16 protein-coding genes are annotated in these 14,757 nt (G+C 49.5%); 6 read left to right on the plus strand and 10 right to left on the minus strand.

From position 1 onward, the window contains the following. Nucleotides 1-9: 9 nt before the first annotated feature. The 7 genes from LEUMU_RS0106740 to LEUMU_RS0106770 are packed head-to-tail and all read right to left on the minus strand — an operon-like array spanning nucleotide 10 to nucleotide 6,406. On the minus strand, nucleotides 10-1,023 hold the full coding sequence (locus tag LEUMU_RS0106740) for an alcohol dehydrogenase catalytic domain-containing protein (RefSeq protein ID WP_022951515.1): 1,014 nt from the start codon (nucleotides 1,021-1,023) through the stop codon (nucleotides 10-12). Nucleotides 1,024-1,039: 16 nt separating this feature from the next. After that, nucleotides 1,040-1,798 (minus strand): SDR family NAD(P)-dependent oxidoreductase, encoded by a 759-nt coding sequence (locus tag LEUMU_RS0106745; RefSeq protein ID WP_022951516.1) that lies wholly within the window; start codon nucleotides 1,796-1,798, stop codon nucleotides 1,040-1,042. Continuing rightward, complete coding sequence (gene hisD, locus LEUMU_RS0106750; RefSeq protein ID WP_022951517.1) at nucleotides 1,795-3,105, minus strand: histidinol dehydrogenase; 1,311 nt, start codon at nucleotides 3,103-3,105, stop codon at nucleotides 1,795-1,797. Before hisD ends, LEUMU_RS0106745 begins: the two co-directional genes overlap by 4 nt. Nucleotides 3,106-3,151: 46 nt before the next feature. Then, nucleotides 3,152-4,462 carry a TRAP transporter large permease gene (locus tag LEUMU_RS0106755; protein ID WP_022951518.1) on the minus strand — a complete coding sequence of 437 codons (1,311 nt, stop codon included), beginning with the start codon at nucleotides 4,460-4,462 and terminating at the stop codon, nucleotides 3,152-3,154. Nucleotides 4,463-4,476: 14 nt separating this feature from the next. After that, nucleotides 4,477-5,004 carry a TRAP transporter small permease gene (locus LEUMU_RS0106760; protein ID WP_022951519.1) on the minus strand — a complete coding sequence of 176 codons (528 nt, stop codon included), beginning with the start codon at nucleotides 5,002-5,004 and terminating at the stop codon, nucleotides 4,477-4,479. 18 nt (nucleotides 5,005-5,022) lie between these two features. Next, nucleotides 5,023-6,168 (minus strand): TRAP transporter substrate-binding protein, encoded by a 1,146-nt coding sequence (locus tag LEUMU_RS0106765; protein ID WP_022951520.1) that lies wholly within the window; start codon nucleotides 6,166-6,168, stop codon nucleotides 5,023-5,025. A 4-nt stretch (nucleotides 6,169-6,172) separates the two neighbouring features. Beyond that, a complete protein-coding gene (locus LEUMU_RS0106770) occupies nucleotides 6,173-6,406 on the minus strand; it encodes a hypothetical protein (RefSeq protein ID WP_022951521.1) in 234 nt (77 codons plus the stop codon). Nucleotides 6,407-6,531: 125 nt separating this feature from the next. Here LEUMU_RS0106770 and LEUMU_RS0106775 point away from each other — a divergent pair, with 125 nt between their 5' ends. Both LEUMU_RS0106775 and LEUMU_RS0106780 read left to right on the plus strand, forming a co-directional pair. Beyond that, the gene (locus LEUMU_RS0106775) at nucleotides 6,532-7,551 is read left to right on the plus strand and encodes a LacI family DNA-binding transcriptional regulator (protein WP_022951522.1); all 1,020 of its coding nucleotides are present in this window, start codon (nucleotides 6,532-6,534) and stop codon (nucleotides 7,549-7,551) included. 166 nt (nucleotides 7,552-7,717) lie between these two features. Further along, nucleotides 7,718-8,572 (plus strand): amidohydrolase family protein, encoded by an 855-nt coding sequence (locus LEUMU_RS0106780; RefSeq protein WP_022951523.1) that lies wholly within the window; start codon nucleotides 7,718-7,720, stop codon nucleotides 8,570-8,572. Between the two features lies 1 nt (nucleotide 8,573). Here LEUMU_RS0106780 and LEUMU_RS0106785 read toward each other — a convergent pair whose 3' ends face one another. Continuing rightward, the gene (locus LEUMU_RS0106785; protein ID WP_022951524.1) at nucleotides 8,574-8,834 is read right to left on the minus strand and encodes a hypothetical protein; all 261 of its coding nucleotides are present in this window, start codon (nucleotides 8,832-8,834) and stop codon (nucleotides 8,574-8,576) included. 46 nt (nucleotides 8,835-8,880) lie between these two features. Then, on the minus strand, nucleotides 8,881-9,420 hold the full coding sequence (locus LEUMU_RS0106790; protein ID WP_022951525.1) for an NADPH-dependent FMN reductase: 540 nt from the start codon (nucleotides 9,418-9,420) through the stop codon (nucleotides 8,881-8,883). A 145-nt stretch (nucleotides 9,421-9,565) separates the two neighbouring features. On the opposite strand from LEUMU_RS0106790, the gene LEUMU_RS0106795 reads away from it, so the two are divergent. The 4 genes from LEUMU_RS0106795 to LEUMU_RS0106810 all read left to right on the plus strand — a co-directional run bounded on the left by LEUMU_RS0106795 (nucleotide 9,566) and on the right by LEUMU_RS0106810 (nucleotide 13,972). Then, complete coding sequence (locus tag LEUMU_RS0106795; protein WP_022951526.1) at nucleotides 9,566-10,441, plus strand: LysR family transcriptional regulator; 876 nt, start codon at nucleotides 9,566-9,568, stop codon at nucleotides 10,439-10,441. A 103-nt stretch (nucleotides 10,442-10,544) separates the two neighbouring features. After that, nucleotides 10,545-11,942: an AAA family ATPase gene (locus LEUMU_RS0106800; RefSeq protein ID WP_022951527.1), complete on the plus strand. Its 1,398-nt coding sequence runs from the start codon at nucleotides 10,545-10,547 to the stop codon at nucleotides 11,940-11,942. Continuing rightward, nucleotides 11,926-12,573, plus strand: coding sequence for an HNH endonuclease family protein (locus LEUMU_RS0106805; protein WP_026744556.1), 648 nt, complete (start codon nucleotides 11,926-11,928; stop codon nucleotides 12,571-12,573). The genes LEUMU_RS0106800 and LEUMU_RS0106805 overlap by 17 nt, the downstream gene beginning before the upstream one ends. A gap of 217 nt (nucleotides 12,574-12,790) precedes the next feature. Continuing rightward, nucleotides 12,791-13,972 carry a GNAT family N-acetyltransferase gene (locus LEUMU_RS0106810; RefSeq protein WP_022951528.1) on the plus strand — a complete coding sequence of 394 codons (1,182 nt, stop codon included), beginning with the start codon at nucleotides 12,791-12,793 and terminating at the stop codon, nucleotides 13,970-13,972. On the opposite strand, the gene tcdA is transcribed toward LEUMU_RS0106810, so the two are convergent. After that, on the minus strand, nucleotides 13,956-14,756 hold the full coding sequence (gene tcdA, locus LEUMU_RS0106815) for a tRNA cyclic N6-threonylcarbamoyladenosine(37) synthase TcdA (RefSeq protein WP_022951529.1): 801 nt from the start codon (nucleotides 14,754-14,756) through the stop codon (nucleotides 13,956-13,958). The two genes, LEUMU_RS0106810 and tcdA, sit on opposite strands and share 17 nt — an antisense overlap. Nucleotide 14,757 lies beyond the last annotated feature (1 nt).

A 14,757-nucleotide genomic window follows, 5' to 3' on the forward strand; every position in this document is an offset into this window, starting at 1 on the left:
AATATCCTGTCAGTGGTTTTTAAGTAGGGAGTCGGGTTGTAAAACAATTTTTGCAGCGGCAACTTTGCCAAGGTGTAAGTCGGTAAAGGCTTGTGCGCCAGTGGAGAGCGGGCGTACATCCACCCAGCTTAAATCGCCTAACTGTTGGCGGTGTAGCAGGCTGATGGAGGCTTGCAGGTCGGCTACGGTGTAGCAGTAATTGCCGAGTACCGTGATCTCCTGCAAGGTGATGCGGCGACTATCAAAACCATCGCCCGAATTTTGCAGGCCAACATGGGAAATGATGCCGCCAGGGCGTACCGCAGCGCTGGCAATTTGTCGGGTTTTATCAGCACCCACGCAATCAAATACCACCTCATAGTCACCAGCGTGCGGGGGCTGCTCGATAATGGGGTCAAAGGCATCGGCGCAGTGCTGCGATTGAATGCTATGGCGGCGTAGCGCATTGGTTTCAGCCAAATCTATTTGCGTGCAGCCTTTGGCTTTTAATATCAGTGCGGCGAGCAACCCGACCGCGCCACCACCGAGCACCAATACCCGCACTTCAGAAATCGGGCGATATAAAATGCGCTCGACTAAGGCAATGGCGTGTAGTGCAGTGGCTGTCGGTTCGGTTAGTGCAGCGCTGACTGGGTCCATGCCCACGGGCATAGGCAATAAATTGCGCTCAGAGATAGCAACTTGCTCAGCCATAGCGCCGGGTAAATACATGCCAATTAGCTCGCGTTCGGGGCATAAATTACTGCGGCCACTTAAGCAGTCATGGCACACGCCACAGGTCATTAGTGGATTAATCACCATCGACTGGCCAGCATATTTTCCGTCTTGCACAATGCCGCTGACTTCATGGCCGAGGATCAGTGGCGGCACGCGTCGCTCATCTTTTCCATGGTAGGCGTGCATATCCGAGCCACAAATCGCCACGGCGGAAACGGACATCACCACGTCACCATCACGTGGATTCGGTGGTGCTTCGCTGCGATAAGTCACCTCGCAGGTATCGGTATAAACCAAAGCTTTCATTGTGCACTCCAGAAAATTACTTGGCGGTAAAACCACCGTCGATGTTTATGATTTGCCCAGTTATGTAATCCGAGGCGTGGCTGGCTAAAAACACACAGACGCCATCCAGATCACTTAACTGTCCATTGCGGCCAATGGCGGTTTGGCGGGCTAATTGCGCAGATAACTCATCTTGCTCAAACACTGCCTGAGTTAGCTCGGTGGGGAAGAAGCCCGGCGCGATCGCATTGCAGCCAATGCCTTGCGATGACCACGCTTCGGCCATGGCGCGCGTTAGCTGGCTAATCCCACCTTTGGATGCGCCATAGGGCAAGCCATTCGCAAAGGCGCGATTAGATTGCAGCGATGCCACATTAATGATCTTCCCCCAGCCATTTTTACGCATGGCAGGAACCAGTTGCTGAGCGATAAAAAACGGTGCTTTTAAGTTTAGGGTGAGGGTGTCATCCCAGACTTTCTGCGTTAGCGAATCTGCAGGTTGACGTGGATTCATTCCGGCGGTATTACACAAAATATCAATTCGCCCGAAGCGTGCTAATGCGGTTAGAGTTAGCGTTTCCCATTGCTCGCTATCCAGCAAGTCAGCCGCCAGTGATTCGGCTTGACGACCTTGAGCTTGCAGTTCCTGGCATAGGGCATCCAGACGATCCTGCCGCCGCCCTACCAACACCACTTTGGCACCGGCGGCGCTCAGTGCTTTGGCCTGCTGGCTGCCAATGCCTGAGGTCGCGCCGGTGATCAGCGCCGTTTTCCCAGTTAGGTCAAACAGGCTCATACCTCTTCAACCTGTAGATTGAATGTTTCGTTCGGGAAGTATTTCGCCAAGCGATCATCACCACTGCGAGCATGGCCTTCCATGCCTTCTAGTCGGGAAATACGAGCAGCGGCAGCGGCTACTTCACGGTTAGCTTCCTTGGTCATACGCTGGGTGGTCACAGTCTTAATAAACTTACCGGCAGACAATCCACCCGTGTAACGCGCGGCGCCTTTGGTTGGCAAAATGTGGTTGGTGCCTGAACACTTATCGCCGAAGGTAACGGTAGTTTCCTCACCCACAAACAAGGAGCCGTAGTTACGTAAACGCGCGACCCACCAGTCCAGATTTTCACAATGCACTTCCAAATGCTCAGAGGCATATTGGTCGCTGATGGTGGCCATTTCTTCATCGGTATCACACAGAATCACTTCGCCATAATCGGCCCATGCCACGCTCGATGCATTGCGCGCGGTTTCAGGCAGCTTGGCAATGTACTGAGGCATTAGCTCAATGACTTTATCTGCCAACGCACGGTCGGTCGTGAATAGCCAAGCAGGGGAGTCGGGGCCGTGTTCGGCTTGTCCGGCAAGGTCGCAAGCGATTAGGTTGGCATCCGCGGTGTGATCCGCCACGATGCCAATCTCAGTTGGGCCTGCAAATACGTCAATACCCACGCGACCATAAAGCATACGCTTAGCTTCTGCGACAAAGCGGTTACCGGGGCCAACTAAAATATCAGCCGGTTTACCGGTGAACAGGCCAAAAGCCATCGCGGCAATCCCTTGCACGCCACCCAGCGCTAAAATCGTATCTGCACCGCAAAGATTGGCGGTATAAAGAATGCCATCATGCACACCATGCCCAGGCTTTGGTGGAGAGCAAGCGATGACATGATCAACACCTGCGGCTTTGGCGGTGGCGACTGACATAATTGCAGAGGCTACATGCGAGTAACGACCACCCGGAATATAGCAACCTGCGGCTTGCATCGGGATCTGGCGTTGTCCTGCCCAAAGGCCTGGGGAGAGTTCAGTTTCAAAATCAACCAGCGACTCACGTTGCTTAACCGCAAAGCCATACACACGGTCATAAGCAAAGCGGATATCATCTTTAACTTGTTGTGATAAGCGGCTTCCGGCGGCTTCGATTTCTTCCGGTGTTACAACAATATTCCCAGTGTAACCATCTAACTGTTCGGCATATTCTGCACAGCGAGCTTCGCCACCGGCTTCAATTTCAGCCAGCATGGTGCTCACGATTTGACGGGTATTATCTTCGCCAGTCGTTGCATTTTTTGACGCTTTTTTTATGAAATGGATAGCCATTTTAAGAACTCCGGATTGTCATGTTTGTTGAATAAATGGGGCGAGCTCAGGTAATCGCCCACAGAGATAACGCTGGTATAAATGCTAGCATTAACACGATCGCTAACATGGCCAGTACAAAAGGAATGGCATGTTTTGCAATCGACAAGATAGAGGTGCCGGTAATGCCGGACACCACAAACAAGTTCAGCCCCAGTGGCGGCGTAATAAAGCCAACCCCCAGCGCAGTGATCATCATGATGCAAAAATGAACTTCATGCATACCGATTTCTTTTGCCAGTGGCAGCATAATGGGCGCCAGAATCACGATATTGGGGGTCGTTTCCATTACGCATCCGGCCAAAATCAAAATGCCAATCATCAGTAAGATAATTAAGGTTGGGTCATCGGTCAGGCTAGTAATCAGGTACACAAAGCCTTGCGGGACCTCTAATGCGGCCAGCGTTTGTGCCAGTGGCAGGGAGAAGGCAATGATGGGGAGAATCACGCCGTTCACTTTAGCGGAGCTGGCTAACATGGGCGGAAAGTCGGCCAGTGTAATCGTGCCTTGGAATAGACCAATGATAATGGTGGTGATGACGGCAACGGCCGCTGCTTCGGTCGGTGTAAACACACCGCTATAAATACCGCCTAAAATTACCACCGGTACGATTAGGGCATAGCGACCATCAACTACGGTGGTGACGATGCGCTTTAGCGAGAAGCCGTACTGTGATTTTTCATAGCCATAAATACGATTCAGTGCGACATTGGCAAACATAATGCAGGCCATAATCATTAATCCCGGCACCATGGCCGCCAGAAACAAAGTTGATGCTGAAATACCTAAGATAAGCCCGATAATAATATAAGCAATCGAAGGTGGAATCAGGATACCCGTACAGGCACCAGCAGCTACCAGCGCACAGGCATAAGGTTTGGGATAACCTTGCTCAACAAGCCGGTCGATGGTCATCCGTCCAACACCTGCAGCACCCGCTGCATCCGAGCCTGAGATACAGGCAAAGAAACCACAGACCAGTACCGTCGCGGTTCCAAATCCGGTCTTAACACCGCCAGTGAGTGCTTCGGCGATATCGAGTAATTTGCGGGATAAGCCGGTCCGCACCAACACGTCACCGGTTAAAATAAACAGGGGAATGGCAATCAAAGCAAAAGCATCGATGCCGTCAAATAAGGCCTCGCCCAGCAGCGCTAATGGCAACACACCACTGAAGTGTAAAATCAGGATGGAGATCATCCCCAGTGAAGCCCATACCGGCACGCCCAGTACCAGCAACAGCACGCCAAACAATAAAGGTCCGGTCAGCTCCCAACCCCACTCCAGCGTAACTTCTGTATTTAGGTAGTCATACATAATGGATTATCCGCTTAGTCGAAGAGTTTCTTGCCGGTGTATAAAGGTTCGTTGGTGTTCCACATGCCAAAGTCGCGATGCAGCGACTGCAGCAAGCGAAAAATCACCATGCTAAAGCCAATCGGTACGGCGGCCAGGAACCAAGCCTGACTAATCCCCAAGCCGTGAGTCACTGAGCCAAATTTCAGTGAGACTTGAAAGGTCTCAAAGGAAAAGTACACCGCCAGTACGGCAACGAACAGGGTGACCAGATCGCCGATAATATAAAGCGTTAACTGGCCACGACGGGGAAGGAAGTTTTGCAGCACATCAATTCGGATATGTGCGCGCTCCTTGACGGCCGCCGACGCGCCAATCCATGCCAGATAAACGAAGGCATAACGTGCAACTTCTTCTCCCCAAATTGAGGAGTAAGACAAGACAAAGCGCCTGAACACTTCGATCCCGACGGTGAATACAATCAGACTGTAGAGTACTAATAGTAGCCAGCGCTCGCCGTCCTGATCTAAGAGTTGCCAAAGACTTAATTTAGATTGTTGCATGTTACACCCTTGCCTTAATTAGACATCGTGAACGTAATATTTGCCTTGAGTATTAGCCGCCTCGAAAAGCTTGTTAAAGGTTTCCATGGAACCGGCCAGCTCTTTTTTGGTGTCATCCCAGATCGGTAGCTGATGACCCGCTGCATCTTTCCACAGCTGTAATTCATCCGGCGTGGGTGAATAGAACTTCACGCCAACCTCGGCGAGTTCCGCCATGGCGTAACCACGAGCGGCGGGGACTTTGGCTAAGTTCTGCTGAGCAGTCACGCTGCTGGCAAACAAGATGCCTTCCTGAACAGTGTCTGGCAGGCCTTTAAACCACTCCAGATTACAGGAGTAGACTTGGGCATCGGGCACGGAACGAATAAAGGTAACGGAGTCCAGAATATCGCGGAAACCAAATACGTTTAAGGCTTCAACCGAAGGGTCGAGCGCATCGGCAACGCCTTGCTTAATGGCTGAGGGTGTTTCACCCCATGCGACGGGGGTAGGGTTAGCGCCGAGTAAGCTGTAGAACTGTTGGAGAATTTTGGAACCTGGAACGCGGAATTTGATGCCTTTCATTTGATCGGGGGTTTTGATCGGGCCATCCATGCCTTTGCGCAGCGCCACGACCCGTGGGTCAATATTCACATACCACAGTGGTAAAAAGCCTTTGGCTTCAACCTTCGGATTAACCTCGCTTCTCCAAGCCTCAGAGTTAACCAGATTGGTAAACTGCTGGTTGTCGCCACACCAGTAAGGAATATTCACCAGATCGACCACTGGAGCAAAAGGGGCAAAATTAGCAATGGAGTGTTGAGCGGCTTGAATCGTGCCTTGTTGTACTTTCTGAACCAGTGCGCCACCAGCGCCTAACTGTCCACCCGGTGAGAGTTTCACATACACTTCACGATTCGTCAGGTTTTGAATGTTCTCTTTAAAATCCAGCTGCATGATCGGGTAGCTGCGGGAAGCACCCAGTACATACGCGGTTGCCACATTCATTTTGTACTTAGCAGCAGACTCTCTTTCTTTTTCCTCCTTGGAGATAGCAGCCACTGCTTCGTCGGACATTAATAAACCGGAGGAGACCGCGACTGTTGCCACTGTTAAGCCAAATGTACTGGTGACCGATAGGAAGCGGCGACGCTCGATTGATGCAGGGATATTGGGATCTTTCATGATTTCACTCCAAGGTAGGTTTTTGCTTAAGCGCACTTTCCGCTTTCAGCGTTGTGATTACAAAAAACACACAGGCGAGGAGTAATAGTAGAAATTCAGCTACATTATTGTAGCTAGAGGGTGCGGTATAGCCGTTTAAAACGACCGACACTTTGCCCCAAATAACATTGCTCATATAGAGTAAAAACAGGGCGATAGTAATCGGTAAAGACCACTTAACCAGTATCTTAGTCATCATTCAGATCCTCCTCGTATCGAAATGTAAGCGCTTACATCTTGCGATAGCATTCGAGGGCTGTCAATTCTTTTCGGTAAAAATTCTCACTAGTCCGGTATAATCGATGAACGATAATTGAGGTTACTATGCAAGATAAAAAGCCAACGTTGCAGGATGTTGCGGATAAAGTCGGGGTTTCTACCGCGACCATTTCCCGCTGCTTAAGTGATCCGCAAAAGGTAAAGCCTGCTGTGCGCGAGCAAGTGATGTTGGTGATTAAAGAGCTGGGCTATGTACCGCATGGTGCGGCCAGAGCGCTGGCTTCACGGCGCACCCGTACCATTGGGGCCATCGTTCCTACAGTGGATAATGCAATTTTTGCCAAGGCGATTTTGTCCCTGCAACATGAGCTGACTCAGGCGGGTTATACCTTGCTGTTGGCTAATAGCAGCTACTCGCTGGAAGAGGAGTGGCGTGAAACTCAAGCCTTGCTCTCCAGAGGCGTGGATGGCTTGGTATTAGTGGGTGAGCAACATCTACCAGAAACCTTGGAAGCCATTCGACGCCAAGAAATCCCTTATGTGAATTTGTGGGTGTATAACCCGCAAGCGCAATACAGCTGCATTGGTTTTGATCATATTAAAGCCAGCCGACAAATTGCCAGTCACTTGTTTGACCTCCAGCATCGGGAATATGGCGTGATCAGCGGGATGCTGAAACACAATGACCGCGCCGCACTTCGACTGGCGGGAATGCGTGAGTTTTTAAAAGAGCAGGCTATTGAACTGCCGGATGCGCGAGTGATTGAATGCCGTTATTCGGTAGAGCAGGGAAGGCAGGCGATGCATCAACTGCTGACGGAGCATTCTGATATTACAGCGGTGTTTTGCGGGAATGATATTTTAGCGCTGGGGGCTTTGTGGGGCGCTCGGGAGTTGGGGATTTCGGTGCCTGATCAGTTATCGGTGACGGGTTTTGATAATCTGGACTTTGCGCTGGCTTTATCGCCGCAACTGACGACCGTGAATGCGCCATCGCGTCGGATGGGCGAGCAGGCCGCGGAATATTTACTGAAGCAGATTGAAAACAAATCAGCTGAGATTGAGTATATTGAATTGGAGGCCGAGTTGATTGTGCGGGAGTCGACTAGCTTGGCGAGAGGTTAACGGGTCTGTCTGTACGAACAGAGCATGGCTTTGTATTTGGGAGGCAGTGACTCCCGAATCTATAGATGGGTGCTATCGGGTGTCCGGTTGTTTGGCTGAATTTGCGTATCAGGATATACTTTCAACCACCTAATCAAACAACAAACCATCAACAAAGGACTGAACCATGATCGAACGCACACTGACCGGCCCCAAGCCTAAATACCCGCTGCCCGCTGGCACAATTGATACCCAAATGCATGCGTATATGCCGGGCTTTCCAGCAGTAGAGGGTGGCCCTGCCGTGCCATCCGGAACGCCAGGGCCAGCTGAGTATCGTCAGGTGATGGAGTGGTTAGGCATTGATCGCTTAGTGGTCACGCAGGGTAATGCGCATCAGCTGGATAACAGCAATCTGCTGGCCAGCCTTGAAGCCTTTGGACCCATTGCGCGAGGCATTGCTGCTATCGATGGAAATGCGACTCGCGAAGAACTGCAAGCATTGCACGATGCCGGCGTGCGTGGCACACGAATTATGGATTTACCCGGTGGCGCGATTGGTATGACGGGACTGGAAACCGTTGATGCGCTGGCTGCAGAAATGGGGTGGTGCGTTGCGGTACAAATGGATGGTGGCAAACTGCTTAGCCATTTACCACGTATGTTGACCATGCACAGCCGTTATATCTTTGATCATCATGGAAAATTTCTTCAGGGCGCTACGCCAGATTCACCAAAGATCGATGCGGTGAAGCGTATGCTTGATCGTGGGAATTGCTGGTTTAAGTTTGCCGGTTGCTATGAGTCTTCACAGGCTGGAGCGCCGGATTATGAAGATATTGCTGCGGTAGCGCGTGAGATTGCCGCTTATGCGCCGGAGCGTATCGTGTGGGGGACTAACTGGCCGCATAATATGACTCAGACGACTGCAGATTACCCTAATGATGTAGCGCTGCTGGATCTGGTCATGGAGTGGGTGCCGGATGAGGCGACCCGCCAGAAGCTGTTTGTAGATAATCCGGCGGATCTATTTGATTTTTAATTCAAGCCTGAACGGCGCTTCGCATCCCGCGAAGATGACTGCTAAAAGCCGCTGCCGCCAATACCATGGCGAGCAGTGTGCCTGAAATAGCATAGCCATAATGGCCAAAATCTACCGACGCCGTATAGACGCTTGAGCTTACCGCAGAAAAATAGTCCAACTCAGACAGTGCACCCAACAACAAGGCCGTGTGTACCAAACCCCAAACAATCCACAATACTGAGGATACTTTTAACAATGGCGAATGTGCTTGTTGAGGCATGGCTTGCGTTCCTTATCAGTAGTTTGCGCGGTTAATATTTTTTGGCTTATTTCAGGTTATTGAGTGCAGTGCGCAGCTGTTCCGCTAGTTCCGGATCAATTAATTTGCCTGCGTCTACGTCAAACTTTGCAGAAAACGGGCCGACTGAAAAACTGCCTCGCACATCTGCGGTAAAATAGGGTGCCGAATCGGTTGCGACTTTCAGTACACTGGCAGCACCACCTGGGCCAGGTGAGGCAGACATAATCAGCATTGGCTTACCCTGAAAGACTTTTGGATTGATGCGTGACGTCCAATCGAAAATGTTTTTATACGCAGCCGTGTACGAACCATTGTGCTCAGCATAAGAGATTAAAATCGCATCCGCCGCGCCGATCTTGTCATGAAACTGCTGCGCGAGTGGTTGCACGCCGCTTTCTTCTTCACGATCAACGCTGAAAATCGGCATCTCGTAATCATTTAAATCCAGAATTTCAATATCAGCTTGCGTGTCGATTTCTGTTTTGTAAACATCGGCGGCATGGCTAACTAATTGCTTATTAATGGAATGACGGCTGTTGCTTGCTGCAAAGGCTAAAATTTTCATAGGTGTACCCTTAATATCATTGTGTGGTTGTTTGAGGCTTATCAGTGCCTCTGTTTATGGGAGTACTATAGTCTGCTGCAAAAATTGATACAATGCGCTAGTTTCAACAGTATGTGTGCGTTTTTGCAAAGGAGCTAATACGGCAATGAACCGATGGACTGAAATCAAAACAGCGTATCAAGTTGCGCGCTCCGGCACCATTAGTGCAGCTGCAGAAGCGCTCGGCGTGCATCGAGCCACCGTACTTCGCCACATCGACTTATTAGAAAAAGAATTTGGTGAAAAGCTATTTCAGCGCAATGCGCGAGGCTATGTACCCACTGAAGCGGGCTTAGATTTGATGCGCGTGGCACAAGCAACTGATGAGCAATTTAGCCAGTTGTTAGGCCGTACCCGTGGCCGCTCGGCAGAGCTTAGTGGTGAGTTTATTGTAACCTCATTGAGTATGGTGGCACCGGCTTTACTGCCTGCGCTAAAACAGTTTCAGGAAAACCATCCCAAGATTACCGTGCGCTATCTAACCAGCGATAAGCTCTTTAAATTAGAATATGGTGAAGCGCATATTGCAGTACGCACTGGCCCGAAGCCCGATCAGCCGGATAATGTGGTTCAGCCATTTCTGACTCATCGCATAGGCATGTTTGCGCATAAGGATTATGTTGCTAAATACGGAATTCCTGCTGATGAAACCGAGTTTTCCAAACATGCCTTTATTGGTTTAGATGACCAGAACAGCAAACCGGCATTTCATCATTGGATGCTAAAACACGTGCCTGCTGAGAATGTGGTGTTTCGGTATAACGACTCGCTAGTTGGATTGCAGGCGGTGCTCAATGGCGTGGGGATTGCGTTTATGCTGACGCATCAGGCTAGCAGCTATCCTGATTTGGTACAGGTGTTTGAGTCGAAGCCGGATTGGGATATTGAGCATTGGTTAGTGACGCATGGGAGTCTGCATCGGAGCCCGAAAGTGCAGGCGTTTTTGGCTATTTTGAAAGCAGGGAATACAGCGCCTGCTTAGGCGGTTTCTTTAGGAATCCGTATGAAGTCATTCATTTGGAAAATGGGATATCACTCAGGAAAACCCTGAGTTAAAGTAGAGCTTCACACTCAGGATAGGAAAAATGGAAGTAAAGCAAATAACGCTGCATAATATCGGGCGCTTTTCCGAGCTAACGCTGGATCTTGCTCCGCTTGAAGACTTAAAGGGCAATGTCACCGTACTGGTTGGTAATAATGGCTCAGGAAAAACGTCGATTCTGAAGTCTTTAGCAACCTCCCTAAGCTGGTTAGTCGCGCGAATCCAAAGTGAGCGTGGCGTCGGTACTCCAATTCCTGAGTTGGTCATTAAAAACGGAAAATCGTCTGCAGCTATTGAACTGGAAGTCTGTAACGATCGTGGTGATCCGTTTTGGGATGTTCTTGAAGATGACTCTGTTGAGTATCCTACCAATCCTCGTACTAACGTAAGTTGGAGCGTAACAAAAGCACGTAAAGGCCGTAAGGGTGAATTTAAAACGGACCTCTTGGGTGCAACCAATCTTGCAGGTTATTACCGTAGTTTACTCACTGAAAATGAAGATGCATCGCTGCCCTTAATCGCATTTTACTCAGTGGAACGGGTAGTTATTGAGATCCCGCTAAAAATTCGAGGCAAACACAGCTTTCGTCAACTCGATGGCTATGATAAATCGTTGAGTCAGGGTGTTGATTTTCGACGTTTCTTTGAATGGTACAGAGAGCGTGAAGATACCGAAAACGAGTCGGGACTTTCGGAAGATGTATTTGAAAAAATTCGGGCAGTACTCGGTGATAATGAAGAAACTTGGGCAAAACTCAAAGAACTAAAAGCGTCAACCAAAGATCGACAACTAAATGCAGTAAGGTCGGCTTTGTACAATTTTATGCCTGAGTTTTCAAACCTTCGTGTTAAACGCAAGCCGCGTCTACACATGGCCATTGATAAGGGAGATCTGACGCTGGATGTCGCACAGTTGTCACAAGGCGAAAAGTCTCTGATGGCCTTAGTTGGTGATATTGCACGACGCTTGGCCGTTATGAATCCCGCCTTAGATAATCCGTTAATGGGGGACGGGGTGGTGCTGATTGATGAAGTGGATATGCATCTGCACCCGAAGTGGCAGCGCACTCTAGTTCAACAATTGACTACAACGTTTCCCAATTGCCAGTTTGTATTGACAACCCACTCGCCATTGGTAATCAGCGACAGCAAAAATACCCTGACGTATATGATTGATGGCGACGACATTAAAAAGCTGCCTCCTTTGTATGGTGAAGATGCTAATACCGTGTTGTTGGAAATTATGGATACCGATGTCCGCAACGCTCAGATCAATATCAAACTGAATAATTTACTCGATGCGATTCATGATGCTGATATTGATACCGCAAATGAACTATTGGACGGGCTGGAGGCTGAATTGCCCGCAAGCAATATGGAGCTAGCAAAAGCTCGGCTAATACTGCGTAAACAGGCGTTACGTCATGCGAAGAATCCTTAAACGCGAGGGCTTCGAGCCAGAGTTGCTGAGGCAATGGAAACGACATAATCCCAATAGCGATTATAAAGGCTTGACTGGTAAAGCAGGTCGCGAACTACGTGTGGCAATTAGAAAAGCTTGCCTCGAAGAGCAGCTCTATCTCTGTGCCTATTGTGGTCAATCACTCTCTGGTGATGGTGACAGCATGAACGAACATGTTGAGGCAAGGCGGCTGGCCCCAAGTCGAAGTCTGGACTTTACGAATATTGTTGCTAGCTGTAAAACGCCAAAGCAGTGCGACGATGCACACGGCTCATTACCACTGCCGCTCACCCCCTTTATGCCTGAGTGTGAATCTGAACTTGTGTTCAAGCTAAGCGGCCGGGTAGTCGGTACAACGCAACGGGCAACGGAAGCAATCAAAGTACTAAATCTTGGTGATACGGAGCAAAATAACCGTAGCTTGATTGAGAAGCGAAGGAATCTTGTGAATGTCCTATTGTTTACCAATGGAGTGGACCCTGAAGAGGGGTTGGAAGATAACGAGTTAATAGAGCTTATCATTGATGATATTTCACAAGCTGTTGATGGAAAGTTAGAGGCTTTCGCCCCCGTAGCTGTGAACATTTTGAATCAATGGATTGCGGGGTAATGCCCATAATCCCTAGGGTTGTTGTTTAGAAAATCAGTATGACTAAGGTTGATCTGTATTACAAAAGAGCGTCTGCGGCCACTATCAGAATCCTCAATGTCTAAATAAACCACCAAACACCCAGCTAGTCGGGAAAAGTTGAGTCCACGCCACTCATAGTCTCTAATCCCGATTAGTTATAAACCCCAGAAAAATAAAATGATAAGGGAGTTTTTGTTTGGAAAATCAGATCCGTGTCGACTGTATCGATTGTGTCGAGCAGTTTCGTGCACTTCATTCGCAGTGGAATACGCTGGTCGAGCAGTCTATCCATCCGCAGCCGTTTCTTCTATGGGAATGGATTTTCACGTGGTGGGAAGTCTACCAAAAGCCTGATTACCGCCTGTTAGTTTTAGCGGTTTACGACGGCGACAAGCTGCTGGCGATTGCGCCATTTTATATCGATAACTCCCATTGGATGTTGCGCGGTCGTCTGCGCATGTTAGGTGAGGGCGAGCATCGCGATGATGAAGTAGTCAGCCATTATCCTGATGTCATCTCGCTAGCCGAATCACGCCCCGTGGTCGTTAGTGCGCTGGTGGAATACTTACTCACCCATGAGCAAGATTGGAATATCGGTCAGTTCCGTTTCATGCTGGGTAACTCTGTCCTGTCCGACATGCAGCAGAAGCTCTCTAAAGCCTTCGATCATTATACCGTGAGCAGTAGCAACTCCTATGCGATCCAATTGCCGGATAATGCGGAGGAGTATGTGCAAAGCCTCAGTAAGTCCATGCGCAAGCAGTTCCGTTCACGGCTAACGCGTATGCAGAATGCCGGTGATATTGAAATTCGCTCCGCCAATGACTTTGATGACCCACATGAAGCGCTGGAGATTTTAGAGCGCCTGCATCGCGACCGCTGGCAGGATAGGGATAGCTCCAGTATTTTCGACTCAGGGCCATTTAAAACCTTCCATCAAACCCTGTTCAATCGATTGCTGGATAAGGGCATTATTGATATCCGAGTGATGTATCACGATGGTGAGCCCATCGCCGCGGTCCATAACTTTAACTTCAAGCAGCGCTGTTATAGCTATCAAAGTGGTTTCAGTAGTCAGGATGACAAGCGATTTTCACCGATGGTGGTGTTCGATATTCTGGAAATTCAGGCAATGGCGGATGAAGGTTATCACCAGTACGATTATTTGAGTGCCGATGGTGATCAGTCTTACAAGTCACGCTTTAAGTGCGAGTCAGAGCCAGTATACGAAACCTTATGGCTTAAGCGCGGTTGGCAATCGATTACTATGCGCAGCTACCGCCGTTTACGCGCTTTGGTAGGGCGGCAGTTGCGAGCCTTAAAAGCCGCAGAGCTGCCAAAGCCGGTTGCCAAATTATTGGCTAGCTTTCATCACTAACCGGTTTAGCTGTTAAGCGCTTTAACACTTCAGAGACCGCCAGCAATGCAAAGCTTGCGGTCACCGTCATACAAGAGCCTAAGCCACCGGCGCATGATAAGTTCGTACCGGTTCCGGAAGGCTTGTTATAACTAAATGAGCCTTCATCCGTTGCATAGCGCTGCGCTTCCTCAGAGTACACACACAACACCCCAAAGCGACGTTTCAGATTTGTACTAAAGTCATATTCCATACGAAGCAGTTTTCGGGTTCTGGAGAGCAGGGGATCTTGCTTGGTTTGGCTGAGATCAGCGACCTTAATTAGGCTGGGGTCTATCTGCCCGCCGGCACCGCCTAAGGTAATCACTTTAATCTTCTTACGTTTGCAGTGATTGATCAGTGCGGCTTTAACCCGCGAGCTATCAATGCAGTCAATCACAAAGTCCAGATTCTCCCCCAGAAAGGTCGCGGTATTTTCTTCGGTAATGAAGTCGTCTATGATATTAATCATGCAGTTCGGGTTAATTTCACGAATGCGATCGGCCAGAACGGCGGTTTTATCTCTACCTAAGGTGCTGGTCATAGCCGGGAGCTGGCGGTTAATGTTAGACTCCGCCACCACGTCCAAATCAATCAGGGTAATTTCGCCGATGGCGCTACGAGCTAATGCCTCGCAAGCCCATGAGCCAACACCACCAACCCCGATGACACACACGTGGCTATTGGCTAATTGTTGTAAGCCGTGATCGCCATACAGGCGGGCGATCCCACCGAAGCGGCGTTGCCAATCGGCATTTTGTGTCATT

Source organism: Leucothrix mucor DSM 2157 (genome assembly GCF_000419525.1).
Lineage (GTDB): Bacteria > Pseudomonadota > Gammaproteobacteria > Thiotrichales > Thiotrichaceae > Leucothrix > Leucothrix mucor.

What these genes read in the sequence shown, in the direction of transcription:
- LEUMU_RS0106755 (WP_022951518.1), bottom strand. Translation starts at nt 4,462, where the DNA reads ATGTATGACTACCTAAATACAGAAGTTACGCTGGAGTGGGGTTGGGAG.
- LEUMU_RS0106805 (WP_026744556.1), top strand. Translation starts at nt 11,926, where the DNA reads ATGCGAAGAATCCTTAAACGCGAGGGCTTCGAGCCAGAGTTGCTGAGG.
- LEUMU_RS0106790 (WP_022951525.1), bottom strand. Translation starts at nt 9,420, where the DNA reads ATGAAAATTTTAGCCTTTGCAGCAAGCAACAGCCGTCATTCCATTAAT.
- LEUMU_RS0106780 (WP_022951523.1), top strand. Translation starts at nt 7,718, where the DNA reads ATGATCGAACGCACACTGACCGGCCCCAAGCCTAAATACCCGCTGCCC.
- LEUMU_RS0106785 (WP_022951524.1), bottom strand. Translation starts at nt 8,834, where the DNA reads ATGCCTCAACAAGCACATTCGCCATTGTTAAAAGTATCCTCAGTATTG.
- LEUMU_RS0106765 (WP_022951520.1), bottom strand. Translation starts at nt 6,168, where the DNA reads ATGAAAGATCCCAATATCCCTGCATCAATCGAGCGTCGCCGCTTCCTA.
- LEUMU_RS0106775 (WP_022951522.1), top strand. Translation starts at nt 6,532, where the DNA reads ATGCAAGATAAAAAGCCAACGTTGCAGGATGTTGCGGATAAAGTCGGG.
- hisD (WP_022951517.1), bottom strand. Translation starts at nt 3,105, where the DNA reads ATGGCTATCCATTTCATAAAAAAAGCGTCAAAAAATGCAACGACTGGC.
- tcdA (WP_022951529.1), bottom strand. Translation starts at nt 14,756, where the DNA reads ATGACACAAAATGCCGATTGGCAACGCCGCTTCGGTGGGATCGCCCGC.
- LEUMU_RS0106770 (WP_022951521.1), bottom strand. Translation starts at nt 6,406, where the DNA reads ATGATGACTAAGATACTGGTTAAGTGGTCTTTACCGATTACTATCGCC.
- LEUMU_RS0106800 (WP_022951527.1), top strand. Translation starts at nt 10,545, where the DNA reads ATGGAAGTAAAGCAAATAACGCTGCATAATATCGGGCGCTTTTCCGAG.
- LEUMU_RS0106740 (WP_022951515.1), bottom strand. Translation starts at nt 1,023, where the DNA reads ATGAAAGCTTTGGTTTATACCGATACCTGCGAGGTGACTTATCGCAGC.
- LEUMU_RS0106795 (WP_022951526.1), top strand. Translation starts at nt 9,566, where the DNA reads ATGAACCGATGGACTGAAATCAAAACAGCGTATCAAGTTGCGCGCTCC.
- LEUMU_RS0106760 (WP_022951519.1), bottom strand. Translation starts at nt 5,004, where the DNA reads ATGCAACAATCTAAATTAAGTCTTTGGCAACTCTTAGATCAGGACGGC.
- LEUMU_RS0106745 (WP_022951516.1), bottom strand. Translation starts at nt 1,798, where the DNA reads ATGAGCCTGTTTGACCTAACTGGGAAAACGGCGCTGATCACCGGCGCG.